Source organism: Actinomadura vinacea, assembly GCF_039532545.1.
Classification (GTDB): domain Bacteria; phylum Actinomycetota; class Actinomycetes; order Streptosporangiales; family Streptosporangiaceae; genus Spirillospora; species Spirillospora vinacea.
The window spans coordinates 216,227-235,159 of the sequence record NZ_BAAARW010000026.1 but is presented as its reverse complement, the minus strand read 5'-3'; the positions used below and the strand labels follow the sequence as shown (position 1 = coordinate 235,159).

The 18,933-nt window shown below is 67.0% G+C and carries 20 protein-coding genes and 4 pseudogenes; 14 read left to right on the top strand and 10 right to left on the bottom strand.

Annotated features, from left to right (window positions below):
* Nucleotides 1–109: 109 nt before the first annotated feature.
* Nucleotides 110–289: pseudogene (locus ABD340_RS34175) on the top strand (iron chelate uptake ABC transporter family permease subunit); the annotation flags it as partial.
* Nucleotides 290–386: 97 nt separating this feature from the next.
* Nucleotides 387–1,205 (top strand): annotated as a pseudogene (locus tag ABD340_RS34170) (FecCD family ABC transporter permease); the annotation flags it as partial.
* Nucleotides 1,206–1,786: 581 nt separating this feature from the next.
* Here the strand turns inward: ABD340_RS34170 and ABD340_RS34165 are convergent.
* Complete coding sequence (locus tag ABD340_RS34165) at nucleotides 1,787–3,229, bottom strand: MFS transporter (protein WP_344594670.1); 1,443 nt, start codon at nucleotides 3,227–3,229, stop codon at nucleotides 1,787–1,789.
* A 705-nt stretch (nucleotides 3,230–3,934) separates the two neighbouring features.
* On the opposite strand from ABD340_RS34165, the gene ABD340_RS34160 reads away from it, so the two are divergent.
* Entirely contained in the window at nucleotides 3,935–4,135 is a 201-nt protein-coding gene (locus ABD340_RS34160) for a hypothetical protein (protein ID WP_344594669.1), read from the top strand.
* A gap of 404 nt (nucleotides 4,136–4,539) precedes the next feature.
* Nucleotides 4,540–4,800 (top strand): hypothetical protein, encoded by a 261-nt coding sequence (locus tag ABD340_RS34155; RefSeq protein ID WP_344594668.1) that lies wholly within the window; start codon nucleotides 4,540–4,542, stop codon nucleotides 4,798–4,800.
* Nucleotides 4,801–5,018: 218 nt separating this feature from the next.
* Here the strand turns inward: ABD340_RS34155 and ABD340_RS34150 are convergent, their stop codons facing one another.
* On the bottom strand, nucleotides 5,019–5,636 hold the full coding sequence (locus ABD340_RS34150) for a hypothetical protein (protein ID WP_344594666.1): 618 nt from the start codon (nucleotides 5,634–5,636) through the stop codon (nucleotides 5,019–5,021).
* A 352-nt stretch (nucleotides 5,637–5,988) separates the two neighbouring features.
* On the opposite strand from ABD340_RS34150, the gene ABD340_RS34145 reads away from it, so the two are divergent.
* Nucleotides 5,989–7,356, top strand: a complete 1,368-nt coding sequence (locus ABD340_RS34145; RefSeq protein WP_344594665.1) for a tyrosine-type recombinase/integrase — start codon at nucleotides 5,989–5,991, stop codon at nucleotides 7,354–7,356.
* Between the two features lie 264 nt (nucleotides 7,357–7,620).
* Here ABD340_RS34145 and ABD340_RS34140 read toward each other — a convergent pair whose 3' ends face one another.
* Nucleotides 7,621–7,962, bottom strand: coding sequence for a hypothetical protein (locus ABD340_RS34140; protein WP_344594664.1), 342 nt, complete (start codon nucleotides 7,960–7,962; stop codon nucleotides 7,621–7,623).
* A gap of 305 nt (nucleotides 7,963–8,267) precedes the next feature.
* Between ABD340_RS34140 and ABD340_RS34135 the strand changes: the two genes are divergently transcribed.
* The 3 genes from ABD340_RS34135 to ABD340_RS34125 all read left to right on the top strand — a co-directional run bounded on the left by ABD340_RS34135 (nucleotide 8,268) and on the right by ABD340_RS34125 (nucleotide 10,162).
* Entirely contained in the window at nucleotides 8,268–8,489 is a 222-nt protein-coding gene (locus tag ABD340_RS34135; protein WP_344594662.1) for a hypothetical protein, read from the top strand.
* A 55-nt stretch (nucleotides 8,490–8,544) separates the two neighbouring features.
* Nucleotides 8,545–8,703: a hypothetical protein gene (locus ABD340_RS34130; protein WP_344594660.1), complete on the top strand. Its 159-nt coding sequence runs from the start codon at nucleotides 8,545–8,547 to the stop codon at nucleotides 8,701–8,703.
* Between the two features lie 898 nt (nucleotides 8,704–9,601).
* Entirely contained in the window at nucleotides 9,602–10,162 is a 561-nt protein-coding gene (locus ABD340_RS34125; RefSeq protein ID WP_344594659.1) for a DUF6939 family protein, read from the top strand.
* Nucleotides 10,163–10,482: 320 nt separating this feature from the next.
* On the opposite strand, the gene ABD340_RS34120 is transcribed toward ABD340_RS34125, so the two are convergent.
* Together ABD340_RS34120 and ABD340_RS34115 are read right to left on the bottom strand one after the other, a co-directional pair.
* On the bottom strand, nucleotides 10,483–11,400 hold the full coding sequence (locus ABD340_RS34120) for a phosphotransferase (RefSeq protein WP_344594657.1): 918 nt from the start codon (nucleotides 11,398–11,400) through the stop codon (nucleotides 10,483–10,485).
* A gap of 400 nt (nucleotides 11,401–11,800) precedes the next feature.
* Complete coding sequence (locus ABD340_RS34115; RefSeq protein WP_344594656.1) at nucleotides 11,801–12,823, bottom strand: LLM class flavin-dependent oxidoreductase; 1,023 nt, start codon at nucleotides 12,821–12,823, stop codon at nucleotides 11,801–11,803.
* Between the two features lie 229 nt (nucleotides 12,824–13,052).
* On the opposite strand from ABD340_RS34115, the gene ABD340_RS34110 reads away from it, so the two are divergent.
* Complete coding sequence (locus tag ABD340_RS34110) at nucleotides 13,053–13,202, top strand: hypothetical protein (protein WP_344594655.1); 150 nt, start codon at nucleotides 13,053–13,055, stop codon at nucleotides 13,200–13,202.
* A gap of 168 nt (nucleotides 13,203–13,370) precedes the next feature.
* On the opposite strand, the pseudogene ABD340_RS48180 reads toward ABD340_RS34110, so the two are convergent.
* Nucleotides 13,371–13,523, bottom strand: a pseudogene (locus ABD340_RS48180) (lantibiotic dehydratase); the annotation flags it as partial.
* Nucleotides 13,475–13,785 (bottom strand): annotated as a pseudogene (locus tag ABD340_RS48175) (lantibiotic dehydratase). The pseudogenes ABD340_RS48180 and ABD340_RS48175, both read right to left, overlap by 49 nt.
* A gap of 94 nt (nucleotides 13,786–13,879) precedes the next feature.
* Between ABD340_RS48175 and ABD340_RS34105 the strand changes: the two are divergent.
* Nucleotides 13,880–14,362: an ATP phosphoribosyltransferase regulatory subunit gene (locus ABD340_RS34105; protein ID WP_344594654.1), complete on the top strand. Its 483-nt coding sequence runs from the start codon at nucleotides 13,880–13,882 to the stop codon at nucleotides 14,360–14,362.
* Between the two features lie 55 nt (nucleotides 14,363–14,417).
* Here the strand turns inward: ABD340_RS34105 and ABD340_RS34100 are convergent, their stop codons facing one another.
* Nucleotides 14,418–14,645 (bottom strand): DUF397 domain-containing protein, encoded by a 228-nt coding sequence (locus ABD340_RS34100; RefSeq protein WP_344594652.1) that lies wholly within the window; start codon nucleotides 14,643–14,645, stop codon nucleotides 14,418–14,420.
* On the bottom strand, nucleotides 14,638–15,489 hold the full coding sequence (locus ABD340_RS34095; RefSeq protein WP_344594651.1) for a helix-turn-helix domain-containing protein: 852 nt from the start codon (nucleotides 15,487–15,489) through the stop codon (nucleotides 14,638–14,640). Before ABD340_RS34095 ends, ABD340_RS34100 begins: the two co-directional genes overlap by 8 nt.
* A 418-nt stretch (nucleotides 15,490–15,907) precedes the next feature.
* Between ABD340_RS34095 and ABD340_RS34090 the strand changes: the two genes are divergently transcribed.
* Entirely contained in the window at nucleotides 15,908–16,372 is a 465-nt protein-coding gene (locus ABD340_RS34090; protein WP_344594649.1) for an ATP-binding protein, read from the top strand.
* A 274-nt stretch (nucleotides 16,373–16,646) separates the two neighbouring features.
* On the opposite strand, the gene ABD340_RS34085 is transcribed toward ABD340_RS34090, so the two are convergent.
* Entirely contained in the window at nucleotides 16,647–16,934 is a 288-nt protein-coding gene (locus ABD340_RS34085; protein WP_344594648.1) for a hypothetical protein, read from the bottom strand.
* 230 nt (nucleotides 16,935–17,164) lie between these two features.
* Here ABD340_RS34085 and ABD340_RS34080 point away from each other — a divergent pair, with 230 nt between their 5' ends.
* Genes ABD340_RS34080 through ABD340_RS34070 form a run of 3 tightly spaced genes read left to right on the top strand, consistent with a single transcriptional unit; the run spans nucleotide 17,165 to nucleotide 18,836 of the window.
* On the top strand, nucleotides 17,165–17,467 hold the full coding sequence (locus tag ABD340_RS34080; RefSeq protein WP_344594647.1) for an RNA-binding protein: 303 nt from the start codon (nucleotides 17,165–17,167) through the stop codon (nucleotides 17,465–17,467).
* Nucleotides 17,436–17,957 (top strand): DUF6879 family protein, encoded by a 522-nt coding sequence (locus ABD340_RS34075; protein ID WP_344594645.1) that lies wholly within the window; start codon nucleotides 17,436–17,438, stop codon nucleotides 17,955–17,957. The genes ABD340_RS34080 and ABD340_RS34075 overlap by 32 nt, the downstream gene beginning before the upstream one ends.
* Nucleotides 17,958–17,975: 18 nt before the next feature.
* Nucleotides 17,976–18,836 (top strand): helix-turn-helix domain-containing protein, encoded by an 861-nt coding sequence (locus ABD340_RS34070; RefSeq protein ID WP_344594644.1) that lies wholly within the window; start codon nucleotides 17,976–17,978, stop codon nucleotides 18,834–18,836.
* Nucleotides 18,837–18,933: the final 97 nt, after the last annotated feature.

Below are 18,933 nucleotides of genomic sequence, written 5' to 3'. Positions count from 1 at the left end.
GAACGGGTCGCGGACACCCTGGCCGGCAGACCGCCGAGCCGCCTGGTCGACAACGTGGTGTGGTCGGTGCGGGCCGTCGGCGGGCTCGCTCGCCGACGTGGACGGCGGCATGGTGGTCGACATCCTGCCGTTCATCCTGGCCGGCGCGGCCCTCGCGCTGGCCGGCGCGCCCGCGCTCAACGCCCTGGCGCTCGGCGAGGACGTGGCCGCCTCGCTGGGACGGCGGACCGGCGTGATCAGGCTGCAGGGCATGCTGGCCATCATGCTGCTGACCGGGGCGACGGTCGCGATGATCGGCCCGATCGTGTTCCTCGGCCTGGTCGTCCCGCAGATCGCGCGGGTACTGGCGCGGTGGGCGGGGCGCGGCCCGGACCGCGGTCAAGGCCGTCGTCGGAACGGGCGATCCGGGCGACGAACTGGTGGTCCGGGAGCCGAGGCTGCCGCGGGTCCTCACCGGCCTGCTCGCGGGCATCGCCTTCGCCCTGTCCGGTGCGCTCTTCCAGACCATGACCCGCAACCCGCTGGCCAGCCCCGACGTGATCGGCCTGACCCAGGGGTCGGCCACGGCCGTGGTGGCGGCGATCGTGCTGGGCTGGGACGGCGGCATCGGCCTGCAGGCGCTCGGCCTGCTCGGCGGGCTCGCCTCCGCGCTCCTGGTGTACGCGCTGGCCTGGCGGGCCGGCACCACGGGGTACCGGATCATCCTGGTGGGCATCGGGATCTCGTGGATGTGCACGAGCGCGACCGACTTCCTGCTCGCCCGAGGCGGCCAGTTCCAGGCGCAGGCCGCGGTCGGCTGGCTGGTCGGCAACCTCAACGGCCGGGACTGGGCGGAGACACTGCCGCTGGCGCTCGCCATGACCGTGCTCGTCCCGGCCGGGCTCGGGCTCGGCCGCCTGCTGCGCACGCTCCAACTCGGTGACGAGGTCGCCGCCGGGCTGGGCACGCACGTGCAACGGGCCCGTCTCGGGGTGATGCTCACCGGGGTGGGGTTGATCGGCTTCGGCACCGCGGCCGCGGTGCCGATCGCCTTCGTCGCCCTGATGGCCCCGCAGATCGCCCAACGACTGGGCGGCACCGCCTGGCCGCCGCCGATCACCTCGGCACTGACCGGTGGGCTGGTCGTCGTCGGCTCCGACCTGATCGCCCGCACCGTCATTCCAGGCACGGAACTGCCCGTCGGGGTCGTCAGCGGCGTGCTCGGCGCACCCGTATTCCGACACGTGCGCGTGGACGAAGCGGAGCCAACGTGTCATCGGAACGCGCCACCCGACTTCGAAGGCGCGGCGCCTGCTCGTCGCGATCGCGTCGAGGTCCGGATCCTGGACCCGGACGCCGATCCGCAGCGCCACCGCAAGGACTTCGCCGCCCACGGAATGGACGTGGACCTGCGGCTGAAGGCGGCCCCGCAGAGCCTGGTCGTCGGGGCCTGGCGCGGGACCGTCCGCGCGAACCTGCTGCCGGCCCGTCCGGACTCGGCTCCAGCAACTCAACGGCGGGCGGACTCCGGCGACTCCTGGTGCAAGGCCGGGGTCAGCATCCCGAAGGAGGTTCGATTCGGCCGTCTTCCCAGGCCCGGTGAGGACTACGAGCTGCTCGGGGACGCGAGCGCGAATGGCAGTAGCCGAGGTCATGCGCATGGCGAAAGAACGGAAGGCAGTACCAGGAGAGCCGCCCGCGGACCCGGAGAAGCGGCCCACGGCATGGCACTACGACGAGCACGTCCTCAAGCCGAACCAGGCGCCAGGCAGACCCTGACCGGCGGGCACTGGTCGCAGGGGTGCGGTCAGGCCACCGGAGTCTCAATTGGAGCCGCGTGCCTGGAGGGCACCTTGGCTGTGCGGAAGAACAGCGCTACGAGAGCCGCCGTCGCGAGGCTGGCGACCGAGCCGACCAGCACTGCCAAGCGCATACCGTCCACGCCGTTGGCCACGTCGGTGCCCGCCAGAGCGACCGCGGCCAGCACCGGGGTGCCCAGGGTCAGGGCGATCTGCTGGCTCATCGTGCTGAGCCCTGTCGCCAGCCCCTGCTCCTCGTCGGCCAGGCCGGACGTCGCGATGACGGTGTACGAGACGAGCCCCATGGCGTGCCCGAAGAAGGCCACCGACACCGCACCGAGCACTACATAGATCCCGTTGCCGCTCTCGCCCACCATCTGCAGGCCGAGAATGCCCAGCCCTTGAACGGTCAGCGCCGCGACCAGGGATCGCTTGCTCCCGATCGAGCCGATGATCTTGGGGGTCAGCAGACCACCGACGATGGCCGCGACGCTGGCACCGCCGAACGCCAGACCCGAGGCCAGCGCCTCGTAGGCGAGCACGTCCTGCAGATACAGAGTCATCTGGAAGACCACCGCGCTCGGCATGCCGACGACGATGAGACCGGCGAAGTTGCCCCACCGCACCGTGGGTCGCTTGAGGACGTGGACCGGTGCGAGCGGGTTGGGGCTGCGCGACTCCACGTACCAGAAGGCGACCAGCAGCACGGCGGCAAGGCTCAGCGCCCCGAGTACGAGCGGCGCGCCCCACCCGTCCCGCTCCGCGGCGGTGATGCCGTAGACGAGACTCAGCAGACCGCCCGTCACCGTGACGGCACCGAGGACGTCGAGCTTGCTGCGCGCCCGGTCCCCCTTGTCGGTCAGGACCCGCGGGGCGGTGGCCAGCACGACCAGGACGACCGGCAGGTTGATCAGGAATGCCCAGCGCCAGCTGAACAGTTCGGTCAGCAGGCCGCCCAGCACCGAGCCGAGCGCGAAGCCGCCGGTGAGCAGCGTGCCGTTGAGGCCCAGCGCCCGCCGACGGAGCGGCCCCTCCGGGAACGAAGTCGTCAGCAGGGACATCGCGGCAGGCGTCGCCATGGCGGTGGCCAATCCCTGTCCGACACGACCGGCCAGGAGCATTCCGGGAGTCTGCGCGAGCCCGCCGACGAGCGAGGCCACGCCGAGCAGCGCCATGCCGGCCAGGAAGAGATTGCGCCGACCGAAGAGGTCCGCGATCCGGCCGAACAGCAGCGTGAAGCCGGCCGCGGGCAGCATGAATCCCGTTACGATCCACTGCAGGTCGCCGTGTTCGAAGCCCAGGTCCTTGCCGATCGCGGGCACGGCGATGTTGAGCACTGAGAAGTCGACCGCAAGCATGAACTGGGCGCCCAGCAACAACACCAAAGTCAACCGCTGCCGGGGCGTCATCCGGATCTCAGCTGGGACATGATGCGCAGCGAACTCGGTCATCGCCATCCTCTCGTCTTCGCCCAAGGGGCGGGCCCGGGCTCGCGATCGAGCCGACGAAGGAGCGAACACCGAAGCTCGCAGGACAGTTGCGCCCGTCAAGGGGCAGCCGGACGAGACGCTGTCAGAGCCGTGCACCGCAAGGCTCCCCGTGTTCGCCAAACCGACCTCCTCACGCCACGAACGAGTCCCCGCGTCTACCTCCATGTGTCCGTTCTTCGCCCTAACGCTGTCGCCCGGGCCGAGACAAGGCGAGCGCACCCACAGGAACCGCCACGCCCACGCGACTGCTCGGGACGCCGTCACCGCGGAAGACGCCCCTGGTCATTCTCAGCGGGTCTTCAGGCCAGCCGAGAAAGCCCAGGTCACCACGCGGACAGGACGTCTCGCTAGACATCCCCGTTGCCGGTACGAAATTCGGGTTGAGGAATCCAGGAACAGCGATGATCCCTGAGAACGATCATTGTGGGTTGTTCTGTAACGCTGTTCCGCTGAGAGGGGCATCCGGAACACTCTCTACGTTTCTAGAAGCTTCGGGGGCACTATCTGAAGTCGTCTCTATCGGCAACCTCCCAACTTTGGGGATACCTTCGCGCCTGCTGTTCGGGTGAACCTTGAGGCTGGCAGGGCGGACCGTCGTGATCACTCACGACCGCGGCACCTGGCCAGAAATGGAGCAATCGCCCGAAAGGAGATGGTTCATGGACAGTGACACCACCCCCCGAGAGCGCCGCAGTCGCAGGTGCGGGCCCGACGACCCAGCAGGACAATTGGCGGCACTGCCGTAAGTGCTTCGGCCTGTGGTGGAACGGCGCACCTACCAACGGCCACTGCCCTGCCGGTGGTGCCCATGACGGCGGAGGCAGTTGGAACTTCTACCTGCCCGCCAACCCCGCCGAGCACATCTGACACCGGCGGTCACTGAGCGGTCGCGGACGCCCCTGAAGACCTCCGTCTCAGGGGCGTCCGCTCCGCGTCCTCACGGTGAGCCGCACGGTCGTGGAGCTCACCGTGAGGCTGGCCGCACCGTCGCTTCAAGCTGCGCCCAGATCGTCGACAAGCTCCGCCGAGACGATCCCCTCTTCCAGATGCCACCCCACGAAGACCCCGCACCCGCCGTCCCGGACCAGACGAACTCGGCCTGACCCAAAGAAAAGGAACCACAAGCACGGCTCACGGCCGCGACTACTACCGAGCACCAACTACGGAACCGCTCGCCGCCCCAACGGCAAGGACAAGCGAGGTATGCGCACTGCAACGCCCACGTCCCCCGTGAAATACGAGCCGCCATCGACCAGAGGCGGGGACAACTGGTGCTGGAACAGGCCGACGCACCCCGCACCATGAAACGCCCGGTGGAGAAGGCCCTCGCCCGCGACGGCACCCTGCACACCCTTGATCGGGCCACGATGTCCGAGGCCAAGCACCCCCGGTCCGCCGCCCGCCTCGGCGTCCAGATGACCGCGCACCAACCTGAAGGAAGACCAGAACGCCCGCGGCTCCTGGACCACCACAACGACTGCCTACGGGCGTCCCGTTCGACAGCAACGCCGCAGAGCGCGAAATCTGGATGATCAAATCCAGCAGAAGGACTCCGGCTGCCTGTGCCCCCTGCCTGGCGCCGAGCACGCCATCCGCTGTACGCCCTCACCCGCTTCGATTCCGCGACCATGCCCGGAGGGCCATACAGGCGCTACCGCCCTCGCCGGAGTCCGCGCAGCTCCGACCGAGTTGGCCCGATACTCGGCAACGGTCGCTCTGTTGAGTACCGAGGGACTGCCCGCTCTGCCGGTCAGCCTGGTGGAGCCAGCCGCCGCAGGGCGTTCGCTGCAAGCTCCGCAAGGTGCTTAGGACAGTCCCAGCCCGCAACCGTCGGGCGCGGGTTGTCCTCGTCGTACTCCTCCATGTCCTCGCCGTCCTCCTCGGCGTAGGCGCGTTCCTCCAGCCAATCCTCCAACTCGCTCCAGCCGTCCTCGCCATACGCGACGGCTTCGATGACGGACGGCCAGTGCTCGAAGGCCGGTTCGCCGGGATGCCCGGAGTCGTCGTGTGGGCAGGGCGCGTTCAGCGCAGCGTCGTCGATGGTGGCGAACGCCTCACGGCACAGCGTGACGATCTCCGGCCCCATCCACCCCTGCTCACCCGCACCGAACGGGGTCATCACATACAGGGCGAGGAGCAGCGCCGGATCGTCGTCCGCCGCCCCGGCAAGGAGCCGCTGTGCCAGCCAGACGACGGTGAGCCGGTTGTCATCGACGACCGGTTGATGGGAGAACTCGTCAGCCCGGGCACGCAGATCACGCTTGAGGGCGCCGGAGAAGTCGATTCCGCCGTCCTCGTCCAGATAGAGCCCATCGAGCCGGCCGACGTCGGGAAGGCCGCCCTGGCCTGGGTCCTCAGCGAAGTTCACAGCCACTGTGACGCCTCCGCCGTTCGCAAAGTTCCAGCGCCGCCGCCGTCGTTGGCGAGCGCGTCGAGCAGGTGGTCACCTTGTCGGGCGCCGGTGGGCCTGCGCTGTCCGGAGCAGGCTGCTGTATCAAACCCAGAAGAGGCCGATCCCATAATTGGAATGGCCTCTGATCTTTGTCGCGGGATTTGAACCCACAGCCTCTTCGTCTCGAACCCCAAATAGCGCCCATTCCAAGGTGCGGCGAGTAAAGAGGATCCGCTGTAAAATCCCAGGTAGACGGCCTGTTGTGGTGCCAGATGGTCAGGGACAAGGATGACCAGTTCGCCGCCGTCCACGGACAAATCACGGACGGATGATCTCGGAGAGTCGCTCCTTGGGATATACAAAGAAGCGCAAAGGCAAGAATGGGAAGTACCGCTATACGGCCTGCTATGTCGACATCAAAGGTCGACTGCGGTCAGCCGGGACATTCACCAACAAGAAGGAAGCGGACAAAGCATGGCAACGAGCAGAGGTCGAGGTCTCCAGGGGGCGAACAGGAGATCCGGCCCGCGGAAGGCAGCGGTTCAAGGATTACGTAGAGGACGTCTGGCTGCCGAACCACCAGGTCGAGGTCACCACCCGTGAGAGCTACACGTACGCGATCTACAGGCACATCATGCCGACGTTCGGCTCCATGCGGATGATCGACATCCTCCCCGAGCACGTCCGCGAGTGGATCACGGCCCTCAAGAACCAGGGCATGAGACCGGTGACCATCCGCTACAACAAGATCATCCTCAGCGCCATCTTCACCACGGCGATGGACGACCAGGTCACCTTCATCCACCCCTGCCGCGGCGTGAGGACGCCCCCGGTCGTCCGCAAGCCCCTCGAAATCATCACCCCCGAGCAGTTCGACGACGTCTACCACGCACTCCCCGAGGGAAGCTTCCGACTCCTCGCCGAAACCGAGATCGAGAGCGGCCTCCGCTGGGGCGAACTCAGCGAGCTACGCGTGAAGGACGTCAATCTCAGAACCCGCATCCTCACGGTCAGCCGCACCGTCGTCGAGCTGAACCCGAAGTTCCACCCGGAAGGCCGCCACTTCCTGGTCAAGGACTACCCGAAGGACAAGGAGTACCGCCGCTTCAAGCTCAGCACCCAGATCACCGAGAAGATCGAAGACCACGTCCGAACCGCCAAGCTGACCCAGGACGACCTCCTCTTCCAGATGCCACCCCAGGACAAGCCTCGAGCCCGCATCACCGAGATTCCAGACCCAGAAACGCTCGGCTGCACGGAACCGAACGAGAAGGGTCGCACCTACAACCACGGCACCCTCAGCGCCTACACCGCAGGGAGATGCCGCTGCGACTACTGCCGAGGCGCCTTCACGCTCTACCGGGCCAAGCGCCGCTCCGAAGGAAAAGACACCCCTCGTCCTCGTCGCGCCCGTGAGACCGACGGCCACATCCCCAACGACTGGTTCCGCCGCAACATCTGGTGCCCGGCCTTGCCCGCCGCCGGCCTCAATTTCAGACCCACCATGCGCGACCTACGCCACGCCCACGCCTCCTGGCTCCTCAACGGCGGCGCCGACCTCCAGGTAGTCAAGGAACGCCTGGGCCACGCCTCGATCGCAACAACCGAGCGCTACCTACACACCCTCCCCGACGCCGACGAAACCGCCCTCGAAGCCCTAGCCAGAACCCGCAACCGCTCAACCACCCGAAAATGACGCCACATATCGAATCGTCGGCGTGCAGGGCTCTGTCACGGACCTCGACCTTGTAATGTGGGCTCAGTTGCGGAGCAGGGTCCGTTTGCGCAGGAGATCGAGGTTGGCGCGCCCGTAGCCGTCCAGCTTGATCCGCTTAACGTCAACTGGAATAGGGCCGTGGAGGTGATCATGGCTCCTCGGCCCTGACCACGTAGCTGGGGAGATGGCTTGAGCGGCACGGTGGCCCCGGCGAAGAAGTGGCCCGTCAGGAGTGCCGCCCGCTCAGCCCGTCCCGAACAGGACCGATCCGACCTCGAAGGCGGGGCTGTAGTTCGTGTTGGCGCCGGGGCTCAGCACGGCCTGGACACTTCCGTCACAGCTCGCGCCGGAGTACAGGTAGGCGGTGTAGCTGGCGGAGTGGTTCCACGCAGAGCCGGTGGTGAACAGTTGGTCCAGGGGCGTGCATCCCCCGCCCGGACCGGCTTGCACGTTCTTTACAGGCAGGAGGTGGGACTGGCCGCCGAACAGGTCGACGCTGTCGCCCACCGGGGCGGCGTGAGCAGCGGTGGCGGGAACGCCGAGCAGGGCCGCCGCCACCAGGGCTGGGGCGAAAAGCTTGATCATGGGGACTCTCTTCGAACAGTCGGGCTGCCCCACTAGCCTAAACAAACAGTATTGAATCGATTACATGCCGTGGGGATACGGTTTGTTCACCAGGCCTTTCTCGGCTCGGAACGGCGGGTCCCAAAGCCACTCTGCGTGATGTTGACGCTCCGTACTCTCATGAATGATCGGTTGTGCGAGGTCAGCGCGCCGCGCGCCCGGCGAGGAGTTGGGTCAGGCCGCCATTCGCAGACCCCCTCTCACAACCTTGGTGTTCGCGGTCCTGATGGGCAGCTCCGGCATCGACGGCCAGGACTGGGACGGCGATGAGCCTGCCGAGCACATCTGGCAGGTGCTGGCCGACGCCCTCAACGCCAACACCCGGGCCGCCCACCAGCAGCGCCCAGTCCCTGCACCTGGCGCTGCAGAACATCTCCGAGGCCCGCGGCCGCTTGGAGCCCGCCCGCGCCCAGGTCGAACGGTTGGAGGCCGAGCTGCACGAGGCGATCCGCCACGCGATGCCCCCCGGGGGAGGCCATCGCCGCTGAGACGGGGGTGTCGGTGCCGCGCCTTTACCAGATCCGCGACGGACGCCGCTGAGGGATGCGCGTCGAGACCGTGCTGTCCACCGGCCGCGCCTCCCGCCTGGTCACACGGCGGGAGGTCGACCCAGTTCACGGCTGCGCGCCGGGCAGCCTCAGGACGCTCATGCCGCAGCAGCGAGGGCCGCTGACCCGAGCCGGTGGCGTGCTGGCGGCGTGACCGCGCCCTGCTATGGGACCTGGGTGAGTTGCGCGCCGCGGCTGCCCCCACGGACGGGTCCTCCAGGTGGTCACGGCGGCCAGACGGCGCCGACGCCGATGGTCTGGTCACCTGTCTGTCGTGCGGACGCCGGTTCCGGTCGCTGGGCCAGCTTCTGGGGTGCGTTCAACAGGTGAGCGCTCCGAGTACCGGGCCGAGCACCACCTGCCCGCCAGCGCTGCACTGATGGCCCCAGCGATGCGCGCCGATCTATCGGCCGTGCGACGGGCAGCGAATCACCGAGGACCCCGAAATTGCTGGACCGGATGTGCGCGGCCGCGCTCCCTCGGAGGGAGCTGGCGGGCCGCTCTGCCCAGGCCCGTAAAGGCACCAATGATCTACCCGAGGTGCGGCAGGCCCGGCAGGCAGCAGGTCAGCGCACCATCGGACAGGACCAACAGGCCCGACGCCAACAGTTCGAAGAACGTGCCCGTGCAGCCGGGTACGCATCGATGGCCGATGGCCGCCAAGGGTGCTGGGTCCAGACCGCGGCCACGGAGCGCACAAGACACTTGATCGTTCGCGTCCGAGCATCTCGAACGTTGCATGGCAGAGTTGCCTGACCTGGGCATTTGTGCCTGTGGTTCTGGAACGCGACTGCCGACCCGCGCGGGTCTGCGAGAGTCTCTGCGCCGCTTGGCTCGGTAGTCGATTGATTGAGCCTGTCTCCGACGGGAGCAGAGCCAGTAGCCTGGCACTGCCTGATCAACCGGCGCATGGCCGTTTCGAGGCGTCGGCCGCCGTCGCTGGCCAGCGGCCGAGCACGTGCATCGCCTTGCCGGCCGTCGATCGTCCCAGGCCTTCAGGAATGTCGGAGGTCTCGAGGATGCTTGGGCGATCGTCAGGAAGGGGAACGCCTGTGTCGCTCCATGTCGCGAGTCGTCGTCGTAAGGTGGCGTCGCTGAGCGCCGATTTCCCAGGTGCACAGATCATCGACGTGACCTCGAAGGCGGCGGATCCCTGGATACGGCTGAGCCCGTTCTACCCACACGGCGGCATCCCGGTTCCCTTCTCCGAGGGGCAGAGCGTGATGAGCGAGTCAGTCGAGGGGATCTGGCAGGCTCTCAAAGTCTTTGAACACGCAGGCGTCGACCCCACCAAACTGGAAATCACCACGATGAGGAATCTCAAGCGGACCGTGCGCCGGTACGGATCCGTGCGGGGCCATCGCGCCGGACTGGATGGTGACCGTCTGCTCGGCTACGAGACGGCCCGCCGTCTGATCTATCTGCCGTCCTACAGATGGGTCCTGGACAACCGCGTCAAGGACCTGACGGAGCAGCTCCGCGAGCTCAGCGACAAGACAGATGTCGTCCTTCTCGACTACACCGTCAACGGCGACGTCACAGACCTGACCAAGCCGCTATCCCACGCCGCGCTTGTCCAGCTGTACATGGAAGGACGCTGGCCGGCGGATTAGTCGATGGGTGCAGATCCTCTCAAGGGCAGAGGTGATCAGGCCGCGAGTTGGTATCCAGCCTGGTAGGGGGTCGGATGGACACGGTGGCGTTCTTGCCGGAGATGGAACGTCCAGTATTTTTCGAAGTCGTCGTTGCTGATCATCGCGGACCCCGAAACTGCTGGACCGGATGCGCGGCCGCGCTCCCTCAGGAGGTGTTGGGTTGTCAAACGAACTTGCTGGTCAGCTGACATGGAAGTCGTTCAGGCATGTCAGGCGAGTAGACGCCAGCATGGCCGGGACCGGCGCGATGGTCTTTTGGCGCGTGGGGAAGCGGTTGATCAGTGCTGGGTCGTCGCGATGAGGCGTCGCAGTGCGGCGTGGGCGGGTGGGCCCCATGTGGGCTTGCCGCCGGGCCGGCCGTGGACGCTGGCCTCTCCAATGAGAATGCCGGCGAGGGCGCGGCCTACCGCCCATCCGCGGGCGCGGCGCAGGGTCGCGGTGTCCGGGGTCGGCTGGTAGGCGGCATGGAAGCGGTCGGCCGTGTCGTCCGGCAGGAGAGTCCAGGCGGCGGCGAGGTCGCAGGCCGGGTCGCCCGCGAAGAGGTCGCCGAAGTCGATCACGCCGCAGATGGCGCCGTCCGCGGTGAGGACGTTGGCCGGATGCAGGTCGCCGTGGAGCCATAGTGCCGGGCCGGCCCAGGCGGGCGCGGCGGCGGCATCCTCCCAGACCGCGCGGACGGCGTCCGGGTCGGGGATGAGGCCCAGTTCGGTGGCCGAGGCGAGCTGCTTGGCGAACCCCTCGGAGTGGTCGGCCAGCGGCCCGCCGCGGTCCCGGCCGGCGGGCGCCTGCTCGGGGGCAGGTTGGTGAAGTGCCGTCAGGAAGGCGGCCAAGGCGGTGGCCGCCTCCGCAGCACGCGTGACGGGGGCGCGATCGGCCGGCGCGCCCGGCACCCAGGTGGTGACGATCCAGGGTCGCGGAAAGCGCGCGGAGGGCTCACCGAGGCGTTGCGGGACGGGAACCGGCAGCGGAAGGCGCGGGGCGAGGGCGGGCAGCCAGGCGTGCTCCTTGCACAGCAGCGCGTCTGCAGACTCCGTCGCCCAGGGCAACCGGACAGCGAGGTCGTCGCCGAGCCGCCAAAGCTGGTTGTCCCAGCCACGCGCACCGAGCCTCACAGGGTGATCGGCCAGGTCGGGGTGCTGGTCGCGCAGCAGATCCCGCACCAGCTCCGCGGTGATCTCAATCTCGGCATGCGTCATGCGGAGCAACCGTAGCCCGATGGCAGCCGACCCGTTCCGGTTGCGGGAGGGGCACCGGCTCGTGAAAGGCGGAGCCGATCCAGCTACTGCCAAAAACTCGGTCCGATCTTTCTCGCGGGCCTTCCTGCCCCTTTGTTCTGCGGCTCGATGAGGAGCTGGAGCTCCTGGCTGGGCGGCGAGGAACGACGAAGCTGGCGTTTGCGCGGCTGCTGAAGCGAGCCTGCATAGGCACCTACTGACTTCCGTGGGAAGGCGTGCCAGGACGCACGATCATTTGCTTGCTGTCCGCATGCACGAGCTTGATGGCGTCGTCCGCCACGGCGTCGTCCGCCACGGCGTGGTCCGCCACGGCGTCGTCCGCCACGGCGTCGGCCCGGAATTGGCTGCGGCCTTAGCGGGCTCAGCGCCAGCCGAGTTCCGGGGCTACTTGGGTCAGGATGTTCTCAAGGACGTGCGCGTTGTAATCCACGCCTAGCTGGTTGGGGACTGTGAGCAGCAGCGTGTCGGCGGCCTGGATGGCCTCGTCCTCGGCGAGCTGCTTGACCAGCACGTCCGGCTCGGCCGCGTAGGAACGCCCGAAGATAGCCCTGGTGTTCTCGTCGATCATCCCGATCTGGTCGCTGGAATCGGTGTTCTGGCCGAAGTAGGCGCGGTCCTGGTCGCTGGTCAGCGCGAAGATGCTGCGGCTGACCGACACGCGCGGCTCGCGCGAATGTCCGGCCTCCCGCCATGCCTGCCGGTATGCCTCGATCTGCTTGCGCTGCTGGACGTGCAGCGGCTCCCCGGTCTCGTCGTCCTTGAGCGTGGAGCTCTGCAGGTTCATGCCCAGCTCGGCCGCCCACACGGCGGTGGCGTTGGAACCCGAGCCCCACCAGATGCGCTCGCGCAGCCCCTCGGAATGCGGTTCGACGCGCAGCAGCCCGGGCGGGTTGGGAAACATCGGCCGCGGGTTCGGCTGGGCGAAGCCCTTGCCTTGCAGCACCATGAGCAGCACCTCGGAGTGCTTGCGTGCCATGTCGGCGTCGGTGTCGCCCTCGGACGGCTCGAACCCGAAGTACCGCCAGCCGTCGATCACCTGCTCCGGTGACCCCCGGCTGATCCCGAGCTGCAGCCGTCCACCGGAGATCAGGTCGGCGGCTCCGGCGTCCTCGGCGAAGTACATCGGGTTCTCGTAACGCATGTCGATCACGCCCGTGCCGATCTCGAGCCGCGAGGTCTTCGCGCCGATCGCCGACAGCAGCGGGAACGGCGACGCCAGCTGCCTCGCGAAATGGTGCACCCGGAAGTAGGCACCATCGGCACCGAGCTCCTCCGCGGCCACGGCCAGATCGATCGCCTGCGACAGCGCGTCCGCGGCCGACCGGGTCTGTGAGCCCGCGCCGGAGGACCAGTGGCCGAACGAGAGAAAGCCGATCTTCTTCATGTCGTTCCCAACCACGACAGCCCCGGCACGATTCCGCAGATTGACCATACGAGCGGCTGTCTCACGGCCATCTGAGCGCTGCGGCCGGTCGGCGCAAGATCGCGCCCAAGACGAGGACCGTCGCGATCGCCGTGACGTCCTGTATGAGGGTCGCGGCTGTGTGAGTGCTGTAGGCCGTGGAGCGCACATGCGGAGAACCGCGTGACGACCCAAAGCAGGAGCCGTTCCCATGTCTGATCATCATGTCGCCAACGCCGATCGCCATGATCGAGAGACCGGGCCGATCGGACCCCCGTCCATCCCGGTGATGGAGTTGCCCGGCGCGGTCTTCAGCAACGCGGCTGGCATGAACGGCAGCATCAGGGCTGGCGACCGCTGAACCGTCGTCGAGGGAGCATTCAACGTCCCGCGCATCCAAAAGGCGCGCCCGCGGCAGTTCCCGGCGAGCCGGCCCGGAGTGATGCGGGTGGCCGCCGGTTCGACCGTTGCAAGGCCACGTGCGCAGAGGGGCTTGAGCCCTCCAGCCCCCCGCCGCCGGGACGGGGTAGGGCACGATCAACCTGCCGCCCCGCACAAACACCAGCGAGTTCGCCATCACTGGCAGCCGCCCCAGCAGCTCCGGGCAGCTCTCCAGCCGGGCGATCACCTCGCTCACCCAGGAGGAGTCGGCCCGGGCGACAGCGTAATGCTCCTCCCCCACTCCACCGCGGTCTGGGCCCCGAACGTGGCGGGAGCGACCCCAGCGAACAAACCGAAAGGTGTCGCCCGCCCCGCATCCGCAGCACATAACGCACCACCGACAACACCGTGCGCCGCACCCGCCAGCCATCCTGGCCTGCGGGCGAGCACACGACATCCACCTGCCGAGCGAGAACCGGACTGGCATGCTCGATGGCCTCGGCGACCCTATTCAGCGCCCAGACCTGCGCGCTACCCAGCGACGTGATCCGGCGAGTCGCCACAAAAGTACCGACCGATGCCACCTGACGATCCCGTCCCGGTTCGCGATCCCTTGACCATAGGGGGCCATGACCGGGGGCGACCGCAACCAGCCTGGTGCGTGGCCTGGGCTATTACACCGGCGTCATCTTTGAGGTGGTTGCCGAGGGCATGCCCGGCTCGATTGCCAGCGGTGGCCGTTATGACGGGCTGATCGCTGCGTTGGGCGGTCCGGACGTCCCGGCCTGCGGCGGTTCTCTCGGAGTGGAGCGCATCATCGGGCTGCTGGGGGATGCCGCCGCGCATGACGAGCGGACGGATGTCGCGCTCACGGTGATCGCCGAAGAGACCGCCGCCGACGTGATGGGATTCGCTGCCGTCCTTCGGGACGCTGGGCTTCGCACTGAGGTGTATCTGGCTGCGAGCCGCAAGTTGGCCAAGCAGTTGAAGTGGGCGGCCGACCGCAAGGCGCGATTCGCGCTGATCTACGGGGTGGGCGACAAGGAAGCGGGGGGCGTTGCGGTCAAGGACCTAGATTCCGGAGAGCAGGAGCAGGTCCCCGCGGCGTACCTCACCCAGAGGTGCGTGCCGACAGGGTAGATCTGCCAGGAGGTCAGTGATCGATGGGTGTACAAGGCGGCCTCGCTCCCCCGCGTTAGGGGTGCTCGCGATCATTTCCGTCTAGCTCAGCTTGATCGCTTGCACGGTCCTTGACCTGGCGGAGGAACGCATTCCAAGCCATGGTTTCAAAGATCAGCTTGGGGCCGTCCGGGTCCTTGGAGTCCCGGACCCCGACCCGAGGCGTCAGGGCGGCGACTTCCACACAGTTCTCGCTGGTGCTGTGGGAGGAGCGGCGCCATGCGAACCGGGGGACTTCACCCATCTGCTGTGATCTCCCTAGCGGCACGTTCGATGCGCGCCTGTGACTCGTCCGGACACATCGCCATTTCGGATAGTTCGTCGAAGACCACCCTACGACGGGTCACGTCATCTTCGGACTCGAGGTAGATGTCGCCGCCTGGCGTTTCCAGGTAGGCGATATCGGGGTCGATGCCGACCTCGAAGGTCAGGACGGCGAAGCCTCCGTTGAGGCCGGGATGCCGACCTCGACTGAACGGCAGCACCTGCAGGCTCACGTGTGGGCGGCGGGCGTCGGTGAGCAAGGAGTCGAACTGGGCTCGCATGGCCTCGGCGCCGCCCATCCTGCGGTACAGGACGGCCTCGTCGAGGACGACGTGGAGTTCGGGAGCGTTGGGACGACTCAGGATCGATCGTCTGGTCATGCGTGCGGCAACGTGGCGTTCGATGTCCGTGGCCTCTGTGGTGAGGGCCATGACGACCTCCCGCGCATAGTCGGGAGTCTGGAGCAGGCCCGGCACGACCTGGGGTTGCCAATCGCGGATCTGGGACGCCTCGTCCTCCAAGGACAGGTAGGTGCCGGCGAAAATGTCGCGGTAGGCCGTCCACCAGCCGCGCTTCCAGGCGTCCTTGGCGAGCTGGAGGAGGGCGTCGCGCTTGGGACTGGTAACGCCGTAGAGATCCATGATCGCGCTGAGGTCGTTGCCGCTGGCCTTGGTGAGAGCGCGCTCGATCCGCATGACCTTCTGGCGGCTCCATCCCAGTCGCTTGGCGACATCTTCAGGGCGGAGATCGGCATCCTCACGTAGTTCGCGCAACTCCCTGGCAAGACGTCGGCCGCGAACGGTTGGACTGTGTGCCTGGACCATGAGCGGCAGTCTGCCTTCTCTCTTGCAGCGGGAGCAGGGTGTTCGGGGCAAGTTCGCGAGGGAAATATGCGAAGAACATTGTGATCATGAACTGTACAGAGTCATTATGTCCTGGCAACGCAGTGCAGCCGAGAGATCACAGTCAGAGATGGAGTGTGAGGGTCACAGCAGCGCCCTGAAGCTTCGGCAGAGCTCCAAGGGGCAGCGTGCTGGTTCTCCATGAAATCGTCGCGCGGCCGGGCTGCGGATTGGAGCCCCTGGCCCGGCCGCGCGGCTTCCATCCCCCTCGACGGGAGACGAGATGAGGATAGCTCCGAGGACGCCAGTACCGTCCTCTCTCCAGGACGCCAGCGGTTCCTCGCATTTGGTGGGGACCGCCCGTTCGGACGAGTCATCCGCCGCAGCAGAGGCAGACGGCATGCGCGTCGTCTCCGAGACCGCGACGGCCCGGAGTCTCACCCCTGACTTCGCCGCCTCGACGAAGGCGACGTCAGCTGGAGACGATCGCGTGTGGCGCGTGGACGTGCCCGGTATGAACGAGGCGATTCCCCTGGTGCGCCACTGGGTTCGGCTATTGCTCGTCGATGAGCCGGAACTGGCCGAGGCGTTCGAGCTGATCGTTAGTGAGTACGGTACGAACGCGCTGTGGCACAGCGCCAGCGGTAGGCCCGGCGGCCGGATCGAGGTGGAGCTCTGCGTCGGTGCCGACCAGGTGCAACTGGTGGTGCGGGACGACGGCCCCTCAGCCCTGGGTTCCGATCGGATACCTGACGACTTCGACGAGCACGGACGGGGGCTGGTCCTCGCCGATGCATACGCAGATGCGGTTGGTCACTGGGATGCTCCCGGCGGTCACGCTGCCTGGGCGCTTATCAACCGCTGAATCTCGGACGCACCTCCTGCCCGTCGTCACCGTCGGGCGGCCGGGTACGTCCTTCGCCGGCCGTCCTGGCCGGATGTCGTGCGGCCGGTGATTGTCCCTCCGGCCTCGCCGGCCGTACGACCCTCGACGGGCTCTCGTGGCCCGACCTTCACTTGATGGGCGTGCTTGCCGCGTTTATTTCGGAGGTGACGTAGTGACTTCCCAAGGACTTGATTTCCGACCTCGCAGGCCACCCCGCAACTTTGCTGCCGAGCGAGGCCAGGACTCCTGGGCCTCAGATCGCTTGGCGATCGAGACCGATCTTGATCAGGTCGTGGACGAATTGCGGCGCAGGTTTCCTGGCATCTGCCTGTGGTGGGGCGAGTACACGGGCTCCCTGTGGGCCATGTTGTCCGGTCAGCTGGTGGAGTCGAAGAACGCTTCGGAGCTTGCCCGACGTATCCACACGATGCTTGAGCAAGCCCGTAATCAGGCGGCCGAGGATCGCCACGCGAAGCGGGAAGACCCGCGCCTTCGTGTGCTGCTTGATGGAGCCCGGGAACTCTCGAGTGGGCAGAGGCATCCCTCGGCGACTCCGTCGGGGCCAGCCCATGCAGCGCCAGGTCACCTGTGTGATGGCTTCTTCAGTCGGTTTCTGAGCAGGTGTTGCGGGGTCCTGCTGAGGGTCACTTGAGTGTCTGTCCGACACTGTTGCCTGCCTTGACCGGTCCCCTGCGGCGGGGGACGGTCAGGGGGGCAACCTCAGGCAAACGAAGAACGCTGGAGGATGGCGTGGCACTAGATTTTGTGGGAGTGGACCCCGACAATCCCACCGACGAGTGCCCCGCGGTGTTCGTCGATGCGGAGTCCGGGGACTTCTACATGCAGGGCGAAACGGTCACCGATCCTGAGACCTTGGCATGGATCAACTCCGACAGCCGGATCATGCCGGGAGAATCGGTCGTCAAGCTGCCCAGACGCATGGCGGCGATCATCCTGGAGGCGGTCAATGGCACCTACGAACCGGGGCGGCGCAGATTCTCAACAGGACAGCACCCGAGGCCGGATGAGGACGTCCGTAGCCGTGCCGAAGGAGCAGGAGCCGACGTTCGCTGAGCTGCTGGCCACAACCGGGACGTCGGCCGTGCATCTGGAGATGCATGATCAGCACATGACGTCGGACCCGGCGTATCAGGCATGGCTTGTCGGGCAGCCTCCACGACAGGCTCCACAGGAGCAGTACCAGAGCTACACCCGGCTCGTTTCGGATGCTGTCGCACGTGGTGTGGTGATCCGCCGGGCGAGGATCGTGTCGGAGCCGGTGTCGGACTACGTCCGCTGGGAGCATTCGCTCACCGAGCCCGTCAACATCGCCGCAGGTGAAAAGGTGCGCTGGCTCCCGCGGTCACTGGCTTCCACGCTTGCGTTGCCAGGTAACCCCTACTGGGTCTTCGATGAGCGGCTCGTCCGTTTCTCTCTTTTCGGAGGGGACGGTGAAGTCCACGGTCACCAGTACAGCGAAGATCCCGAGGTGATCAAGCTCTGCATGTCGGCGTTCGAAGCCGTCTGGGAGAACGCGACGCCGCACGGCGAGTACAACGTCTGACCAGCTCACCCTCGACCCGTGCCGTCCTCGTCGTCATCCAGTGCGCAGCAGGCCCGGCAGCATCTTGCCGACCAGCTTCGGGAGATTCGGCTCGATGCGGGCCTGAGCGGCAAGGCTCTCGCGGAGACCGCAGGATGGCACGGCAACTCGAAGATCTCCAAGATCGAGCACGGCAGGCGGCCCGCTTCCGCGGACGACATCCGGGAATGGTGCCGCGCGTGCGGGGTGTCGCCCGAACGAACGGAAGAACTCCTCGCCGAACAGCGGGCGGCCGCAGGCATGTGGATGTCGTACAGGCGGTTGAATAGAGCCGGCCTCCGTAAGGCGCAGGAGTCCGTGCGTCCTCTGTTCGAGCGGGTCGAACTCGTTCGCTCCTATCAAGGCAAGATCGTTCCTGGTCTGCTCCAGACTGCCGCCTACACGACCGTGATTTTGGAGAGTGCCCGCAGCCGTCAGGGAGTGCGTAAGGACGACCTCGCCGAGGCGGTGACGGAGCGCATGGACCGGCAGCGAGTGCTACATCAGGCCGGGCACCGATTCGTCTTCGTCCTCGAAGAAGCTGTGTTGCGCTATCGAGTATGCGAGGCCGAGACCCTGCGCGGCCAGTTAGACCATCTCAATCAAGCGATGCGGCTCCCCGCCGTATCAATCGGAGTCATTCCGTTGGCCACCGACCGGCGGCGGGTACTGGCACGCGAGCCGTTCGCCATGTTCGACACCGAGCTGGTGAGTGTGGAACTCGTCTCGGGAGTCCTCTCGGTGACGCAGCCGGCCGAAGTTGCCATGTACCTGCGGGACTTCCAAGAGCTGGCCGGGATCGCAGTGTACGGCGCCGCAGCCAGGGCCTTGATAGACGACGCACTGGAGGCGCTCGAATAGAGCAGGGGGCAACGTTGGGCAACGTCATGGACCCGCAGCCTCCTGACTTCCTAGCGTCACGGTTGGTATGCACGCCACCGGTCCCAGGGAGAAAAGC